The following is a 17,204-nucleotide window of genomic DNA, read 5'->3' as shown; positions in this document are numbered from 1 at the left end:
CGTTTTAAATGACTAGTCCAAATTTTGATCAATAGTCCCTTCGAAATAGTCATCGCTGACTTGTTCATGAGTTTCAGCCAATCCTTTTTCCAATTGCGTGGTTCCTTTATAATCTGAGGGATCAAAATACTTTCCAGCCACATCTGTGGTGTCATTTATGTTTTCTTTATTATGAGTTTGAGTTTCAGCGTTTTCATTTTCTGTCTTACCACTTTCATTTACAGTCTGCTGAAAATCATATCCCTTGTCAATTGAAGAAAATCTTTTGTAGTCATCCGGTCTGTCTGCACCATTTTTTTGAGTCACTTTACTCACTCCAGATTAATGAAATTTAACTGTGTCATATGAGATTAAGGCGAACCTTATTTGGTTCTTTTAGGATCAGAGCCATGCTTTTTAGGGTCATCTACTTTAAAAGCTGTTTCAGTCTCATGATCGTTTCTTATTTGCTCAATACTTGAATTTTGAATTCCTTTTTTACTCATTAGTGTCACCCCTTTACGAAAAGTGTTGAATATCAACTCTTCTTATTCTGTCTGTTAGGCAGGTATTCATTCGCTTTTTTTCGTTGACTCTTTCCATTTAGGCAAGAGAGTCAGTTTCATGTCAGTATATTAAAGGTTATTTTTTTGAAACCTTTACATTGCGTATATGAAGAGGCTTTATAAAGCTGGGAACATATCGTATCAGAGTCGCACTTAGGAAATTTGCTGGAGCAGGCTGATAACAAAATTACCTTTCTCTTTTCAGGATAAAGAGGGGGACTTTCGCTTTACACCGCCTTATTTTGTCCTGATTGACTGGGGACATGACGAAAGAGATTATAAGGCGGGGCATCCAGAAGGTCTGTTTGAAGCGTGGTCAAATCTTTATTCACGGTTTGCCGTCGCCAATGCGACGGGAGGATTTCATAACCGATTTCTGCACGCCTATGCTTTTGGGACAAAGCATGAAAGCCGATTGTTCCGATCAATTCTTTGGTGTCTTTTCTTTCAATTCCCCACCGTATCCCACGTTTTTCTTGATAAAGGCCGGCAAATGTTTGAACCATTGAATTGGCCTCTTCTATAGATTTCATATTTTCAATTCCATAATAGCGTGTTACCTCATGGTTTGAGAAACAAGCAAAAATGGTTTCTGCATCTTGATCTTTGATTTGTCTGAGTGTAATCCGATCCGTTTCTAATACAGGAAACATTCCATCACTCTCCAAGTTTGTATTCCGTTTTATTATATTCCTTTTATTTCCTCTTTTCTATAGTGAATTCAAACCTGAAGAAGCAAAGGAACGTATTTGTCTTTCTAGTTGCTCTTTGTTTTTGTTGAATTGTTTCAAACGATGGCCGTTCGCACCTGATGGATGGGGAAAGCCGCGTAGGCAAAAAAAATTCCGGAGGCTGTGCTGGCTGATCAGTGTTTCACAGACTGCTTCGGCTGCTTTTCCTAGCGGAATGAGAAGAGCCGGTCCCGTCACTTTATTGAGCTCCGCAGGGAAGTGCCCAAAAGCATAGGTGCTTAGGATATGTGAGTGATTGATAGCCGGCCTGTAACCAGTATAGTTTTTATGGTGAATAAAGACAGGATATTTGATAACGGAAGTTGTATGAAGCATATGCCGTAAGTCTCCAAAAAGCTGTGCGGCGCTTTGAATGCCTAAAGCCTGCGGCAGCTCGCAAAAATTCAGCATCGTGATTAGGTTTTGCCTCATCGAACCGGAGAAGCCCGCTGCTTTTTTCGTGTCTACCGCCATTTGCTCAAGAGACCTGCCTTGCCGCAGGCTTTCAACGGCTGTTTTGTACGCGATTTTCATCTGGAAAAAACCTGGCGTAATTCCGGCAATCACAATAGAGGCAGCCCGGTTGATATATTCATTATGAGGTGAATAATAGATGCCAAGTTCGTTTTCTTGATGGAGACGAAATGGAGAATCAAGTAAATCAGACTTTGTAAGAGACGAAGGAAGACAACGCAGTTTCTCTGCGAACTCCTCTAGACTGCTTCTGTTTACAATCATGCGTCAGCCTCCTCAAAAAATAATATCCCATTGTCCATTCTGATCATAACAATAGGATATCATTCATCTTTATCTGCTATTGAAATGGCCTGCCTGCCACACCTCTTTGACTGCTTGAGGAACCTTCACTTCAGCTGCTGTCTGCTGAAGTGTATTTTTTTTCATTTGGACATCCTGCTGAATCTTCTTTTGTTTCTGCAACAGCAGCTGCGCTTCTGTTTTTAATCCTTCGACTTGTTTTTGCATAGCCTGCGTAACAGAGGTGAGCTCCTTTAGTGCGGGGTCTATATTTTTCTTGTTTTGAATCACATTAACACCTAAATAAATGATAGAAATAGCCAATACTGCGAGACTGATGTAAACAATAGCCATATGTTCACTCCTTTTCTTATGTCATTACCCAGTTTCCGCTTTTTTAATCAGAAGAAAGAATGGTCGTGCAGTTCGTTTGATTTGCGTATTGGATTTATTGTATTTATAATGTGATATCGTACATATGTAAACAGAAAGGGTGCTTCAATTGCAAAGTTTACAAAATAAAACCGCTCTTATCACAGGCGGAGGCAGAGGGATAGGCCGCGCTACGGCTCTTGCGCTTGCGAAAGAAGGCGTGAATATCGGGTTAATCGGCCGAACTGCCGCAAATGTTGAGAAAGTGGCTGAAGAAGTCAAAGCGCTTGGTGTAAAAGCAGCATTTGCCGCTGCAGATGTAAAAGATGCCGAGGAGGTTAACCAAGCTGTAGCTCAAGTGAAAGAACAGCTCGGTGAAATCGACATTCTCATTAACAACGCTGGCATCAGCAAATTTGGCGGTTTCTTAGATCTATCAGCTGATGAGTGGGAAAATATTATACAAGTCAACCTAATGGGTGTGTATCATGTCACTCGCGCGGTGCTTCCGGAAATGATTGAACGCAAAGCCGGAGACATCATTAATATTTCTTCTACAGCGGGCCAAAGAGGGGCTGCTGCAACTAGTGCTTACAGCGCTTCTAAATTTGCGGTTCTCGGGTTAACAGAGTCTCTTATGCAAGAAGTGAGAAAGCATAATATCAGAGTCAGCGCGTTAACGCCGAGCACAGTTGCTAGTGATATGTCTATTGAATTGAACTTAACAGACGGTAACCCTGAAAAGGTTATGCAGCCAGAGGACCTTGCTGAATACATGGTGGCACAATTGAAATTAGATCCGCGCATTTTCATCAAAACAGCGGGATTGTGGTCAACAAATCCGTAAAAATGAAAGCCTGTCTTGCGACAGGCTTTTTTATTTGAATGTAATTCTCACTGGTAAACGTTTAACGCCAAACACAAAGGGACTAGGGATCGCTTCAAGCTTTTCATCATAATCAGCTTTTTCGATACAGGCTGACATTGATAAAAGGGAGGAAAGAGCGATGGTCGCTTCTAGCCTGGCCAATGGAGCGCCGAGGCAAAAGTGGATCCCGAATCCAAAGCTGAGATGATGATAGGAAGGGCGGTCAATCTTAAAACAATCAGGTTCGCAAAATTTGTCTTCATCGCGGTTGGCTGACGCGATCCAGCTGATAACGGATGATCCCTTTTTGATGAACATTCCGCCAAGCTCTGTGTCTTCCGTCGTGACACGCCCAATGGCCTGCACAGGCGGATAGTAGCGAAGCGTTTCTTCTATGACATTGGCAACATTGTCTGTATTTTGTCTTACCTGCTGTTGGACCACTGAATCTTCTGTCAGATAGCGTATTGCATTTGCTATCAAATTTGTAGTCGTTTCATTCCCTGCGACGAGAAGAAGAATACAAAAACCAATCAGCTGTTCTTCTGTTAAACATTCTCCATCGATTTCCGCCTGTAAAAGCATTGTCATTAAATCTTCTTTTGGTTCAGCTCTTCGTTTTGACAGGATGTCTCTGAAATAGTCACTTAAAAAAGCGTGGCCGTCACGCCGATTATGGACCATGTCAGCAACAGCTTGGTCAGAGCTGTCCTTTGCTCCAGCTACAAGTACGTCGGAGTATGTTTTAATCAAGTGGCGGTCTTCAATCGGAGCGCCCAGCATTTCAGCTATAATGATAACTGGGAGGGGACCTGCAAAATCTTCAATGAAATCGATTGTACTCTTTTGCCGTGTTTCTTGTAAGAGAAACGCTGCCACGTCTTTTATGCGGGTTTCGAGTTGTTTTACTGCTTTTGGGGTAAAAGCTCTGTTGACGAGAGCCCGTAATTTGGTGTGTTTCGGAGGATCCATTGTTAATATACTTTCAGTCTGTATGCCGCGTTTTGATGAAAAGAGTTTAGGATTTTTCAGGACGAACTGAACATCATCGTATGTGAAAACATCCCAGCAATCCCGCAGCGGGTCATAACGGACAGGGGACTCACGCCGGAGCTTATTATAAATTGGGAAAGGAAGAAGCTGGTCTTTTTCGGAGTACAATTCTTTCATGGATATAAGATTGGCGTAACGTTCTTCCTTTGAAGGGCGTGTAGTTTGATTTGTCATTCTATCATCTCCTTTCTCCATACGTTACCAAACCCAGTTTCTCAATTCAATGGACATAAAATAAAGAAAATGTAAATCGGACAATCGTTTCAGATTGAAAATAATGGTGAACGTCGGCTATAATAGAACTAAGTAAACTGTGTACTTAATGTTCACTTATTATTTTTTACTCCGCTCATTAATAAACAGCAAGTACAAGGATTAGCTGATGAACAGTCCTTAATATAAAGAAGGAAAACAATAATATTAAATTGAATATTTAGTACATAGTGTTCTCAGTGATAAAAGAAGGGGTGCATACATGATGAAAGAAGAAAAAAGAAGTTCAACTGGATTTTTAGTTAAGCAGCGCGCATTTTTAAAACTTTATATGATAACGATGACAGAGCAAGAAAGGCTCTATGGACTAAAACTGCTTGAGGTGCTTCGGTCTGAATTTAAAGAGATTGGATTTAAACCAAATCATACAGAAGTATACCGGTCTTTGCATGAGCTTCTTGATGACGGGATATTAAAGCAAATTAAAGTAAAAAAAGAAGGGGCTAAGCTCCAGGAAGTCGTCCTCTATCAATTTAAAGATTACGAGGCTGCCAAACTATATAAAAAACAGCTGAAGGTTGAGCTGGACCGCTGTAAAAAACTGATTGAAAAAGCGCTCTCAGATAATTTTTAATAGAAACAAACACCCGCGCAGCAGTGTGCATCGGGTGTTTTCTGCTTTACATTATACATATTTGTCGAAAAGAAACAATACAAATCAATGATGACCTTCACACTTGACACCATTTCCTCACGTGGTAACATTTTAAACGTGTGAAAATGCGAACAAAAAAGCGAACAAAGGAGATGTTACCGATCTTTGATCAAACAAAAGTAGCCTTTATAGGAGCAGGATCTATGGCGGAAGGAATGATATCAGGTATCGTTCGTGCCAACAAAATCCCAAAACAAAACATCTGCGTTACAAACCGCAGCAATACAGAGCGATTAGCTGAACTTGAACTTCAATATGGAATTAAAGGCGCCTCACCACACCAAATATGTATTGAAGACATGGATGTGCTCATTTTGGCAATGAAGCCAAAAGACGCTGAAAGCGCTCTGTCATCACTAAAAACACGTATTCAACCCCATCAATTAATCTTGTCGGTCCTTGCCGGCATATCCACCTCTTTTATTGAACAATCATTGCTTAATCAACAGCCGGTTGTCAGAGTGATGCCCAACACCTCCAGTATGATCGGTGCTTCTGCAACAGCCATTGCGCTTGGCAAGTATGTGTCAGAAGACCTGCAAAAGCTGGCTGAAGCATTGCTCGGATGCATGGGTGAGGTCTATACAATCCAAGAAAATCAAATGGACATATTCACCGGAATTGCCGGCAGCGGCCCCGCGTATTTTTATTATTTAATGGAATTTATTGAAAAGACAGGCGAGGAAGCGGGCCTCGATAAACAGTTATCCCGAAGCATCGGCGCACAGACGCTTTTAGGTGCCGCAAAAATGCTCATGGAAACAGGAGAACAGCCTGAGGTCTTACGAGACAATATCACGTCACCGAACGGAACGACTGCTGCCGGGCTGCAAGCCTTGAAAAAGAGCGGTGGCGGAGAAGCGATTTCTCTAGCGATTAAGCATGCGGCTAAGCGTTCAAAGGAAATCAGCGACGATATCGAAAAAACAGCGGCAACGCTCTCAGGAGTGATAAAGTGACGCCTGATCCAAACATGAAAAGAGTCGTTGTGAAGATTGGAAGCAGTTCATTAACAAGCCTTCATGGAGAAATCAGCATTCGAAAATTGGAAACGTTGGTCGACCAAGTCGTCAAACTCAAAGACACTGGCTATGAAGTGATTTTGGTTTCCTCAGGCGCAGTGGCGGCAGGATATCGGAAGCTAGGATTTATCCGAAGACCCGAAAAGCTTCCGGAAAAACAAGCATCAGCCTCAATCGGCCAGGGCCTGCTGATGGAAGCTTATTCAAAGCTGTTTTTGGCACACGGCTATGTTGCATCCCAAATTTTAATTACGAGAAGCGATTTTTCTGATGAATATCGGTATAACAATGTCAGGAATACACTGAATGTACTCCTCGAACGCGGCATCATCCCGATTATCAACGAAAATGATACAGTTACCGTCAATCGGCTCAAATTTGGCGACAATGATACGCTCGCAGCAAAAGTCGCCGGATTAATTGATGCAGATATGCTTGTGATTTTATCAGATATCGACGGATTATATGACGGCAATCCGCGTACAAATCCAGAAGCGAAAAGGATGGAGCGGATAAGTGAAATAACGCCTGACATCGAAGCGTGTGCAGGTGACACTGGCAGCGGCGTCGGCACTGGCGGTATGCGCTCTAAGTTGGATGCTTTTAAAATCGTAATGGCATCCGGAATTAAAGGATTTCTTGGTCAGGCAGATGCCAACGATATTTTATATCAAGCCGTTCATGAAGAAGCAGAAGGCACCTATTTTGAAGCAGAGGGTACGCTTCCGTTGAATCAAAAGGAGCAGTGGATCGCTTTTAATTCCGGCCCGGAAGGTGAAATGATCTTATCAGATCATTATGCCCGAGAAATAACAAACGGCCAGTCGAGTCTATATCTGGACGGTGTACAGGAGATTAAAGGGAAATTCAAAAGCGGATCAGTTGTTCGGCTGATGGATTCACAAGGGGCAGAGATCGGGCTCGGAATCGTCAATTATTCTTCTGTACAGCTTCAAGAACCGGATAAGAAGGAAGAATTGATAAACAAAGCTGTGGTAGATCAGGAAGCATTTGTTTGCCATGTAGATTTATCTTTGCCTGTCAATTAATTTGCAGTAAAAAACCCGAAACTTCTTTTATAGAAGCTCGGGTTTGTTTTTTTATTGATACTGCTCCAGCTTAGAGAAGAATTGAATGACAAACTCATAAAAGTCATTCGCAGAAGGAGCAAGCTCTCTGTTTTTCGGTTTAATGATCCCGACAGTCCGTTTTACTTGAGGGAACTCAATTGGAATTTTCACAGTAAAACGGGGTGTTGTTTCAGCAAAAGTGCTTTCAGGCAAAAGAGTAACGCCCATTCCCGCGGAAACCAATCCTTTAATGGCATCCAAATCCTCACCCTCCGTAGAAACAAGAGGAGCAAAGCCGGCTTGTTTGCAAGCGTCAATTGCCATTTTTCTAAGCACAAATCCTTCCGGGAACAATACAAATTGGTCGTTGCGCAAATCGATTAAATGAACCGTTTTTTGTTTGGCAAGCGGATGATTTAATGGAACAAGCGCGTAAATTTTTTCTGTGAATAAAATTTTCCCTGCTATGTCAGGGAAATTCGTCGGCACCGGCCCTAATAAAGCCAAATCAATATCGCGGTTTCTGACAGCTTCAATCAGAAACTTATAGGAGCCTTGGCGCAGTAAAAATTCGACGTGCGGATATTCTTCTTTAAATGCTGAAATGACAGTCGGCAAAAGCTGGCTGGCAAGGCTTGTAGGAAAGCCGATCTTTACCGTTCCGCGATGCGGGTCGAGATACTCATCAATTTGTTCTTTCGCATAATCGATGGCTTTCATAGCCGTTTTCACATGAATTAAAAACTCTTTTCCAATTGGCGTGAGTTTGATATTTCTCCCTTCACGCTCAAATAAAGTCACATTTAATTCTTCTTCAAGATTTGCAATTTGTCTGCTGATTGCTGATTGGGCCACATGCAAATGATCAGCGGCTTCTGAAACGTGTTCTCTTTCAGCCACCTCCATAAAATAACGCAGTTGGCGCAGCTCCATGTTTGTCTCACATCCATCTATCTCATTTTGAGATTCATTTGATCTAAATTATATATTGTTTATATCGTTTTGAAAACCTACAATGATTATAGAGTGTTAGATTTTATGACCGGTATTATCGGAAATTGATCGGGGGAGAGGAATTATGACTTACAATCAAATGCCAACAGCTCAAGGTCTCTACCGTCCTGAATTTGAACATGATGCATGCGGAATCGGCCTATATGCGCACTTAAAGGGCAAGCAGACTCACGACATCGTCAAACAAGGGCTTAAGATGCTTTGCCAGCTAGACCACAGAGGAGGCCAAGGCAGTGATCCGGATACAGGAGACGGAGCCGGCTTACTGGTTCAAATCCCTGATGCCTTCTTTAGGAAAGAGTGCAAAGACATCAATTTGCCGGAAAAAGGGCGTTACGGGGTAGGAATGGTCTTTTTCTCACAGAAGGAAGATGAAAGAAAAAAAATCGAAAAGCAAATCAATGCACTGATTGAACAAGAAGGCCAAGTCGTTCTTGGATGGAGAACTGTACCTGTAAATGTCGGAAAAATCGGAACAGTAGCGCAAAAAAGTTGTCCGTTTGTCCGTCAGGTATTTATCGGTGCAAGTTCTGAACTGAAGGACAATTTGTCTTTTGAACGAAAATTGTATGTCATTCGCAAACAAGCTGAAAACTGGGGAGTAACAGAAGGTTTTGATTTTTATTTTGCCAGTCTTTCAAGCCAGACCATCGTTTACAAAGGTCTTTTAACACCTGAACAAGTTGATGCGTTTTATTCTGATCTGCAGGATGATGCATTCGTTTCTGCTTTTGCGCTTGTTCATTCACGCTTTAGCACCAACACATTCCCTACATGGGAAAGAGCGCATCCAAACCGCTATTTGGTACACAACGGTGAAATCAACACCCTTCGCGGAAACATCAACTGGATGAGAGCGCGTGAACAGCAATTTGTATCTGAAAGCTTCGGTGAGGACTTAAACAAGATTTTGCCGATTTTAAATGCTGACGGCAGTGACTCTTCCATTTTAGATAACGCATTTGAATTTTTCGTGATGGCTGGACGCAAACCGGCGCATACAGCAATGATGCTCATTCCTGAGCCGTGGACGGAAAATACGCATATGTCTAAGGAAAAAAGAGCGTTCTACGAGTACCACAGTTCACTGATGGAGCCTTGGGACGGACCGACAGCCATTTCATTTACTGACGGAAAACAAATCGGTGCGATCCTTGACCGGAATGGTCTCCGTCCGGCCCGTTATTATGTAACAAAAGATGACTATATTATTTTCTCTTCTGAAGTAGGCGTTATTGAAGTTGAACAGGAGAACGTTTTATATAAAAACCGACTTGAACCTGGAAAAATGCTTTTAATCGATCTTGAAGAAGGCCGCATTATCTCGGATGAAGAAGTCAAAACACAAATTGCAACGGAGTACCCGTACCAAAAGTGGCTTGAAGAAGAGCTTGTGCAAGTGAATCCTGATCCGGAATCAAGAGAGGAAGAACAATTTACAGATCTTCTTACTCGCCAAAAAGCATTCGGATACACATATGAAGATATCCAAAAATATTTAATCCCTGTCATTAAAGAAGGCAAAGATCCTCTCGGTTCAATGGGGAATGACGCGCCGCTTGCTGTTCTGTCAGACCATGCACAATCACTGTTTAACTACTTTAAGCAGCTGTTTGCACAAGTAACGAACCCGCCAATCGACGCGATTCGCGAGCAGCTTGTGACATCAACCATGACCTGGCTCGGTGCAGAAGGTGATCTTCTTCACCCGAGTGAGCGAAACGTTCGCCGGATTAAACTGTATACACCTGTCTTATCAAATGAACAGTTTTACGCATTAAAAACGATTGTTCATCCGGATTTGAAAAGCCAGAAAATCGATGTGCTGTTTTCAGAGGATCTTGAACGCGGTTTAAAGGACATGTTCACACAGGCAGAGGAAGCCATCAGCCAAGGCGTAAGCTTACTAATCTTATCAGATAAAAAGATGAACGAACGCCTGACACCAATTCCGCCGCTTCTGGCAGTCAGTGCGCTGCATCAGCATTTAATCCGCGAAGGGCTGCGTACGAAAGTCAGCATTATTGTGGAATCAGGAGAAGCGCGCGAAGTGCATCACTTTGCAGCATTAATCGGTTACGGTGCAGATGCGATTAATCCTTATCTCACTTATGCGACCTACAAGCAGGAAATCGATGAAGGACGTTTAGATATCAGCTATGAAGAAGCGGTCAGCAAATACGGAAAAAGCATTACTGAAGGTGTCGTAAAAGTCATGTCCAAGATGGGGATTTCAACTGTACAAAGCTACAGAGGCGCCCAAATCTTTGAAGCGGTAGGAATCAGCCGTGATGTAATTGACCGCTATTTCACAGGTACTGCATCACAGCTCGGCGGCATTGACTTAAAAACAATTGCGGAAGAGGCGCAGCGCCGCCACCTGGAAGCGTATCAGGATGATTACAGCCAAACGCTTGAATCGGGAAGTGACTTCCAATGGAGAAACGGCGGAGAGCATCACGCGTTTAACCCGAAAACGATTCATACCTTGCAATGGGCATGCCGCAGAAATGATTACAATTTGTTTAAACAATATACAAAAGCGGCAGATGAAGAGCGAATCGGATTTTTACGGAACTTGTTCGGATTTGACGGAAACCGCAAGCCGCTAAAATTGGAAGAAGTCGAATCCGCTGAATCGATTGTCAAACGCTTTAAAACAGGTGCGATGTCATTTGGATCCTTGAGTAAGGAAGCGCACGAAGCGTTAGCAATCGCAATGAACCGTCTTGGCGGAAAAAGCAACAGCGGTGAGGGCGGAGAAGATCCAAAACGCTTTGTTCCAGATGAAAACGGCGATGACAGAAGAAGTGCAATCAAACAAATAGCATCAGGACGTTTCGGTGTCAAAAGCCATTACCTCGTCAATGCAGATGAGCTGCAGATTAAAATGGCGCAAGGCGCTAAGCCAGGTGAGGGCGGGCAGCTGCCTGGCAATAAGGTATATCCTTGGGTTGCCGATGTCCGTGGATCAACCCCTGGTGTTGGATTAATCTCACCACCGCCTCACCATGACATTTATTCAATTGAGGATTTAGCCCAGCTGATCCACGATTTGAAAAATGCCAACCGTGACGCAAGAATCAGCGTAAAGCTGGTGTCAAAAGCAGGCGTAGGTACAATCGCTGCAGGTGTAGCCAAAGCAACTGCCGATGTCATTGTGATCAGCGGTTACGATGGAGGTACAGGTGCCTCTCCAAAAACCAGCATTAAACATACAGGGCTTCCGTGGGAGCTTGGCCTCGCAGAAGCACATCAAACATTAATGCTGAACGGGCTCCGTGACCGTGTTGTATTAGAAACTGACGGAAAGCTCATGACGGGCCGGGACGTTGTAATGGCTGCCTTACTCGGAGCTGAAGAATTCGGTTTCGCAACGGCACCTTTAGTTGTACTAGGTTGTGTCATGATGCGTGCCTGCCATTTGGATACATGTCCTGTCGGGGTAGCGACGCAAAATCCAGAGCTTCGCAAAAAGTTTATGGGCGATCCTGATCATATTGTGAACTATATGCTGTTCATTGCTGAAGAAGTTCGTGAATACATGGCTGCGTTAGGCTTCAAGACATTTGATGAGATGATCGGGCGCACTGACGTACTTCATGTGAGTGAACGGGCGAAGGCGCACTGGAAGGCAAGCCAGCTTGATTTGTCTACACTTCTTTATCAGCCTGAAGGCGTACGAACGTTCCAATCGCCGCAAAATCATAAAATTGATCAATCACTAGATATCACAGAGATTCTCCCGGCCGTACAAGAAGCCATTGAGTCTGGAAAAGAAGCAGATGTTTCTATCGAAATCAACAATACAAACCGTGTAGCCGGAACAATAACAGGCAGTGAAATATCAAAACGCTACGGAGAAGAAGGGCTTCCTGAAGATACAATCAAGCTGCAGTTTACCGGATCAGCCGGACAAAGCTTTGGAGCTTTCGTTCCTAAAGGGATGACGCTTTATTTGGACGGAGACTCAAATGATTATGTCGGAAAAGGGCTTTCTGGCGGAAAAATCATCGTTAAGTCACCGGAAGGATTTAATTCTGCGTCAGATGACAATGTCATTATCGGTAACGTGGCGTTCTACGGCGCGACAAGCGGAGAAGCATACATTAACGGACGTGCGGGTGAACGCTTTGCCGTTCGGAACAGCGGTGTGAACGTGGTGGTAGAAGGTATCGGCGACCACGGCTGTGAATACATGACTGGCGGCAGTGTTGTCGTACTCGGTGATGTAGGGAAAAACTTCGCGGCAGGTATGTCCGGCGGAATCGCTTATGTTCTCGCCGAAGATGTAAAAGCCTTTAAACGCAAATGCAACCTTGAAATGATTTTATTTGAATCATTAGAGGATGAGGCAGAAATTGAACAAATTAAAGCAATGCTTGAAAAACATGCTGGGTATACAAACAGCCAAAAAGCAGCAGACCTGCTTGATCAATGGGAAGACAGCGTGAAGAAATTCGTCAAAGTCATTCCGAAAAACTATAAACAAATGCTCGCAAGCATCGAAGAGCAAAAAGCTGCAGGTTTATCAGATGAAGAAGCCGTGATGTTTGCATTTGAAGCCAACACGAAGCCAAAGCAGAATTCAGCAACATCGGGACAAAAACAAGCGGTAGTGCAGTAAGGAAGGGGAGAGGAACATGGGGAAACCAACTGGATTTATGGAGATCAAACGAGAAAAACCTACTGAGCGGGACCCTCTCACTCGCTTAAAGGATTGGAAAGAATATTCTGCTCCTTTTTCAGAAGAAGCATCAAAACGGCAGGGGGCGCGGTGTATGGATTGCGGTACACCGTTTTGCCAGATCGGTGCGGACATTAATGGATTTACATCCGGCTGTCCAATTTACAACTTAATTCCTGAATGGAATGATCTTGTCTACCGGGGCAGATGGAAAGAAGCATTGGAACGCCTTCTAAAAACAAACAACTTTCCTGAATTCACAGGGCGGGTATGTCCCGCTCCTTGTGAAGGATCATGTACATTAGCGATTTCAGACCCGGCCGTTTCAATTAAAAACATTGAGCGGACCATTATCGACAAAGGATTTGAGAACGGCTGGATTCAGCCTAGAATTCCTAAAAAACGAACAGGCAAAAAAGTGGCCATTGTCGGATCGGGCCCAGCCGGACTGGCGAGTGCAGACCAGCTGAATCAAGCAGGACATTCCGTCACTGTATTTGAACGTGCGGACAGAGCGGGCGGACTTTTAACTTACGGTATTCCAAACATGAAACTTGAAAAGGGGGTTGTCGAACGCCGCATTAAGTTGCTGACGCAAGAAGGAATCGATTTTGTTACAAATACGGAAATTGGCGTTGATATAACGGCTGATGAGCTGAAAGAGCAATTTGATGCCGTAATCCTTTGCACAGGTGCTCAAAAACAGCGGGATCTATTAATCGAAGGACGCGAATCAAAAGGTGTTCACTACGCGATGGATTACTTGACGCTTGCTACAAAAAGCTATTTAGATTCTAACTTTAAAGACAAGCGATTCATTGATGCGAAGGGGAAAGATGTTATCGTGATCGGAGGCGGAGACACAGGGGCTGACTGTGTGGCTACCGCTTTACGCCAAAAAGCCAAAAGCGTGCACCAATTCGGCAAACACCCGAAACTTCCTCCAGCTCGCACGAATGATAATTTGTGGCCTGAACAGCCGCACGTCTTTACGCTTGAATATGCATATGAAGAAGCAGAAGCAAAGTTCGGAAGAGATCCGAGAGAATATTCGATTCAAACAAAAAAATTGGTTGCCGATAAAAACGGCAACTTGAAAGAGCTCCATACGATTCAAATGGAGAAAGTAAAAAATGAGCACGGAAAATACGAGTTCCGCGAGCTGCCTGGAACGGAAAAAGTATGGCCTGCTCAGCTTGTCTTCATCGCAATCGGTTTTGAAGGCACAGAGCAGCCGCTTTTAAAACAATTCGGTGTTGATTCTAATAACAACAAAATCAGCGCCGCATATGGGGATTATCAAACAAATATCGATGGCGTATTCGCCGCAGGGGATGCAAGAAGAGGCCAAAGCTTAATCGTATGGGCGATTAATGAAGGCCGTGAAGTGGCGCGTGAAGTGGATCGATACTTGATGGGGAGTTCAGTTCTTCCGTAAATAAAGGGGATTATATATAGGAAACCGGTCTGTTTGCCAGCCGGTTTCTTTTTTTATTCCATTACGATTCCATTTTCAAAATGTATGCCTTCCTGCATTTTCACATGCTGAATCTAAAGGGTATGTGCGGTCTATTACAGGCTGTAGCCTATGTTATTCAATAAAAGCGAGCATATCGTGAAGTTCTTCACAACTTTCCATTAAGGTTCCCAATACATCGATCTGAGGAAAATATAAAAAACGCACCGGTAAACGGAGATCGTCACCTGAGCTTGCCCCAAAGCTGACAATACGTCCGTTCGGTTCTACATGAACGAAAGCAGCCCAAATACTGAATTATGTTCAGTCGAATGTGCAGCCAGTATACATAAGCTTGAGGAACCTTTGAATATCAAGCATATGGAGTACTGCAAAAGCGTATTACAAGCATATGATTTTGTTTCATCCTTATATAAAGGGCTGCATATTAAAAACTGTACTCACTTGAAGCGAGTACAGTTTTATCTTTTTATTTCCGTTTTAAATTAATGCCGATCGCCGCGCCGTTTCTGCTTGAATCAGCTACGCCTTTAAAGGAGCCATTTTCATGGTCGATAGAAATACTTTGTACGTTTCCGATTTCCACCGGGCTCTTGCCGAATTTATGGCCCATGCCGTTTAGTTTACTGAGGACGTCTTCAGGAACTCCGTCTTCGTAGCGGTAGGAGCTCATGCTGTTTGTATAAATTCTCGGCTCTTCAACAGCAGCTTTTAATTCCATGCCGTATTCGATGTGATAGAGAATGGTTTGTAGAACGGATGAAATAATGGTCGCCCCGCCAGGAGATCCGACGGTGAGGACAGGCTTATCATCCTTAAATAAAATGGTCGGGGTCATGCTGCTTAAAGGCCGTTTGTTCGGCTGTACTTCGTTAGCTCCGCCTGGAACCGCATCAAAATCCGTTAATTCATTGTTTAAAATAACACCGTAATCAGGGACCATAATACCTGTTCCGAATAGCTGTTCAATTGTCGTCGTATAAGAAACAACATTTCCCCAGCGGTCGGCAACTGTAAAGTGGGTTGTTTGGCCTTCTACTTTGTCTTTCGGCTGTTCAACTTGCTTATAGTTTGCCGATCCCTCTTGGTATTTCCAAGGATCACCGGCTTTCGGTTTTTTATTGACTTGATCTACATTGATTAATTGCTGGCGTTCTTTAATATAATCGGGGTGAAGCAGGCCTTTGAGAGGAACGTTTACAAATTCGGGATCACCTGCGTAAGACGCACGATCCGCATAAGACAAATGCATCGTTTCAGCAAGCAGTTGATATTTTTCCCATGAGCGGACATGGTATTGTGAAAGGTTAAAATCGTCAAGTATTTTCAGCATTTGCAGTAAAAAAATACCGCCAGAGCTTGGAGGAGGAGTAGTGGCAATTTGATAGCCTTGATAGTCTCCCCAAATCGGTTCATCGATTGTAATGTCATAATTTTCTAAATCTTTTTCCGTCATTGATCCGCCGAAATTCTGTACAGTGTCAGAAAGTGCTTTGGCAAGTTTTCCTTCATAAAAAGCGTCAGTGCCTTTTGAGCGAATGAGCTTAAATGTTTTTGCCAAATCCTTTTGAATCAATGTATCGCCTTCTTTGAGCGGCTCGCCATTTGGCAAAAATACATCTTTTGCAGCAGTCCGTGACAGCTTTTCCTGATAGTTTGAAATAGCATCTGCCAACACCGAATCAATCGGAAATCCTTTTTCAGCCAGTTTAATAGAAGGGGTGATTAATTGCTTCATCGAGCGGGTTCCCCATTTATCCAGGGCAGCCTCCAGCCCTTTCAGCGTGCCTGGAACACCGACGGCAGTACCTTTTGTCGAACGTTCAGAGAAAGGAATAGCTTTGCCGTTTTCACCGAGAAACATATCGGGGGTTGCGCCTGCTGGAGCACGTTCACGGCTGTCAATGATCGTTGTATCCTTTGTTTTACCGTCATACACCATCATAAAACCGCCGCCGCCAATGCCTGACATCATCGGCTCTGTTACATTGAGTGCAAATTGAATGGCAACCGCCGCGTCAATGGCATTTCCTCCTTTTTTCAGCACATCAGCACCGATTTCCGAAGCGAGAGGATGCGCGGTGGCAACCATGCCGTCTTTCCCTACATCTACTTGTTTGTACTCATCGTAGCTTTTGGGCGGCTTTTTAGCATCCGCGTGAAAAGGGACAATTCCAACGACTAACAGAACACTAAGCAGAGCTGTTAAACAGACGTTCCACGTTCTTTTCATGTTCTCCCTCCTATATGAAGCTGTAATGTTACAATCTTAGCGTAAAAAAATTACAGAGTTTTTACAAGTGACAAATGGTATATTATATAGCACATTAACCCGTTTTTCTGTGCGAAATTGATTATATTGTTATGAGCCATGTGCTATATTAGAATCAGCTACGAATTAAGAAAGGACGGCTATATGTATTTAACGATTAAAGAAACAGCAGAATATGCAAATCTTTCAGAGGATTATATTAAAAGCTTGGTGCTCGAAGGAAAAATCAGAGCCGTTCATGACGGTGAACAATTTTTGATTTATAAGGGACAGTTCAAAACGCATCTCGAACAGCTGCAAAATTACAAAGCCCTCGTGCAGGAAATATTAAATGAACCGATCCCAGAGGATATTGATGTAAAGGATGAGGATTAGGACACAATTTCAAATTGTGTCTTTTTTTGTATAT

13 protein-coding genes and 4 pseudogenes are annotated in these 17,204 nt (G+C 43.3%); 8 read left to right on the top strand and 9 right to left on the bottom strand.

Translation table 11 applies throughout. The features are described 5' to 3' along the window. Positions 1-12 precede the first annotated feature (12 nt). The 5 genes and pseudogenes from MOF34_RS20270 to MOF34_RS20250 all read right to left on the bottom strand — a co-directional run bounded on the left by MOF34_RS20270 (position 13) and on the right by MOF34_RS20250 (position 2,386). Positions 13-306 (bottom strand): YozQ family protein, encoded by a 294-nt coding sequence (locus MOF34_RS20270; RefSeq protein WP_019714585.1) that lies wholly within the window; start codon positions 304-306, stop codon positions 13-15. A gap of 56 nt (positions 307-362) precedes the next feature. After that, entirely contained in the window at positions 363-485 is a 123-nt protein-coding gene (locus tag MOF34_RS20265) for a hypothetical protein (RefSeq protein ID WP_003220370.1), read from the bottom strand. A 401-nt stretch (positions 486-886) separates the two neighbouring features. Continuing rightward, positions 887-1,198, bottom strand: a pseudogene (locus MOF34_RS20260) (GNAT family N-acetyltransferase); the annotation flags it as partial. A gap of 43 nt (positions 1,199-1,241) precedes the next feature. Next, positions 1,242-2,014, bottom strand: a pseudogene (locus MOF34_RS20255) (hypothetical protein). Positions 2,015-2,083: 69 nt separating this feature from the next. After that, entirely contained in the window at positions 2,084-2,386 is a 303-nt protein-coding gene (locus tag MOF34_RS20250) for a DUF948 domain-containing protein (protein WP_268401510.1), read from the bottom strand. A gap of 148 nt (positions 2,387-2,534) precedes the next feature. Between MOF34_RS20250 and MOF34_RS20245 the strand changes: the two genes are divergently transcribed. Then, positions 2,535-3,251, top strand: coding sequence for a 3-ketoacyl-ACP reductase (locus tag MOF34_RS20245; protein ID WP_019714575.1), 717 nt, complete (start codon positions 2,535-2,537; stop codon positions 3,249-3,251). Between the two features lie 30 nt (positions 3,252-3,281). Here MOF34_RS20245 and MOF34_RS20240 read toward each other — a convergent pair whose 3' ends face one another. Beyond that, positions 3,282-4,499: a cytochrome P450 gene (locus MOF34_RS20240; protein ID WP_268401508.1), complete on the bottom strand. Its 1,218-nt coding sequence runs from the start codon at positions 4,497-4,499 to the stop codon at positions 3,282-3,284. 304 nt (positions 4,500-4,803) lie between these two features. Between MOF34_RS20240 and rtp the strand changes: the two genes are divergently transcribed. The 3 genes from rtp to proB all read left to right on the top strand — a co-directional run bounded on the left by rtp (position 4,804) and on the right by proB (position 7,324). Then, positions 4,804-5,172, top strand: coding sequence for a replication termination protein (rtp, locus tag MOF34_RS20235; protein ID WP_003220337.1), 369 nt, complete (start codon positions 4,804-4,806; stop codon positions 5,170-5,172). Between the two features lie 146 nt (positions 5,173-5,318). Further along, positions 5,319-6,212: a pyrroline-5-carboxylate reductase gene (gene proC / locus MOF34_RS20230; protein ID WP_268401533.1), complete on the top strand. Its 894-nt coding sequence runs from the start codon at positions 5,319-5,321 to the stop codon at positions 6,210-6,212. Further along, complete coding sequence (proB, locus tag MOF34_RS20225) at positions 6,209-7,324, top strand: glutamate 5-kinase (protein ID WP_268401506.1); 1,116 nt, start codon at positions 6,209-6,211, stop codon at positions 7,322-7,324. Before proC ends, proB begins: the two co-directional genes overlap by 4 nt. Positions 7,325-7,375: 51 nt before the next feature. Here the strand turns inward: proB and gltC are convergent, their stop codons facing one another. After that, positions 7,376-8,278, bottom strand: a complete 903-nt coding sequence (gltC, locus tag MOF34_RS20220) for a glutamate biosynthesis transcriptional regulator GltC (protein WP_166852349.1) — start codon at positions 8,276-8,278, stop codon at positions 7,376-7,378. 145 nt (positions 8,279-8,423) lie between these two features. Between gltC and gltB the strand changes: the two genes are divergently transcribed. Together gltB and gltD are read left to right on the top strand one after the other, a co-directional pair. Further along, positions 8,424-12,986, top strand: coding sequence for a glutamate synthase large subunit (gene gltB / locus MOF34_RS20215; protein WP_268401504.1), 4,563 nt, complete (start codon positions 8,424-8,426; stop codon positions 12,984-12,986). A 16-nt stretch (positions 12,987-13,002) separates the two neighbouring features. Further along, complete coding sequence (gltD, locus tag MOF34_RS20210; protein WP_268401502.1) at positions 13,003-14,484, top strand: glutamate synthase small subunit; 1,482 nt, start codon at positions 13,003-13,005, stop codon at positions 14,482-14,484. A 53-nt stretch (positions 14,485-14,537) separates the two neighbouring features. On the opposite strand, the pseudogene MOF34_RS20205 reads toward gltD, so the two are convergent. Continuing rightward, positions 14,538-14,802: pseudogene (locus MOF34_RS20205) on the bottom strand (zinc-binding dehydrogenase); the annotation flags it as partial. On the opposite strand from MOF34_RS20205, the pseudogene MOF34_RS21120 reads away from it, so the two are divergent. After that, a pseudogene (locus MOF34_RS21120) lies at positions 14,798-14,880 on the top strand (hypothetical protein); the annotation flags it as partial. The pseudogenes MOF34_RS20205 and MOF34_RS21120 sit on opposite strands and share 5 nt — an antisense overlap. 112 nt (positions 14,881-14,992) lie before the next feature. Here the strand turns inward: MOF34_RS21120 and ggt are convergent. After that, the gene (gene ggt / locus MOF34_RS20200; protein ID WP_268401500.1) at positions 14,993-16,756 is read right to left on the bottom strand and encodes a gamma-glutamyltransferase; all 1,764 of its coding nucleotides are present in this window, start codon (positions 16,754-16,756) and stop codon (positions 14,993-14,995) included. A 183-nt stretch (positions 16,757-16,939) separates the two neighbouring features. On the opposite strand from ggt, the gene MOF34_RS20195 reads away from it, so the two are divergent. Beyond that, the gene (locus MOF34_RS20195) at positions 16,940-17,170 is read left to right on the top strand and encodes an excisionase family DNA-binding protein (protein ID WP_019714567.1); all 231 of its coding nucleotides are present in this window, start codon (positions 16,940-16,942) and stop codon (positions 17,168-17,170) included. Positions 17,171-17,204: the final 34 nt, after the last annotated feature.

It is taken from the genome of Bacillus sp. T17B1 (assembly GCF_026796395.1).
Classification (GTDB): domain Bacteria; phylum Bacillota; class Bacilli; order Bacillales; family Bacillaceae; genus Bacillus; species Bacillus spizizenii_A.
This window is presented reverse-complemented; position numbering and strand designations above follow the sequence as displayed.

Coding starts and splice junctions, on each gene's coding strand:
- rtp (WP_003220337.1), top strand. CDS start 4,804: ATGAAAGAAGAAAAAAGAAGTTCAACTGGATTTTTAGTTAAGCAGCGC.
- proC (WP_268401533.1), top strand. CDS start 5,319: ATGCGAACAAAAAAGCGAACAAAGGAGATGTTACCGATCTTTGATCAA.
- gltB (WP_268401504.1), top strand. CDS start 8,424: ATGACTTACAATCAAATGCCAACAGCTCAAGGTCTCTACCGTCCTGAA.
- MOF34_RS20240 (WP_268401508.1), bottom strand. CDS start 4,499: ATGACAAATCAAACTACACGCCCTTCAAAGGAAGAACGTTACGCCAAT.
- MOF34_RS20250 (WP_268401510.1), bottom strand. CDS start 2,386: ATGGCTATTGTTTACATCAGTCTCGCAGTATTGGCTATTTCTATCATT.
- ggt (WP_268401500.1), bottom strand. CDS start 16,756: ATGAAAAGAACGTGGAACGTCTGTTTAACAGCTCTGCTTAGTGTTCTG.
- MOF34_RS20195 (WP_019714567.1), top strand. CDS start 16,940: ATGTATTTAACGATTAAAGAAACAGCAGAATATGCAAATCTTTCAGAG.
- MOF34_RS20265 (WP_003220370.1), bottom strand. CDS start 485: ATGAGTAAAAAAGGAATTCAAAATTCAAGTATTGAGCAAATAAGAAAC.
- gltC (WP_166852349.1), bottom strand. CDS start 8,278: ATGGAGCTGCGCCAACTGCGTTATTTTATGGAGGTGGCTGAAAGAGAA.
- gltD (WP_268401502.1), top strand. CDS start 13,003: ATGGGGAAACCAACTGGATTTATGGAGATCAAACGAGAAAAACCTACT.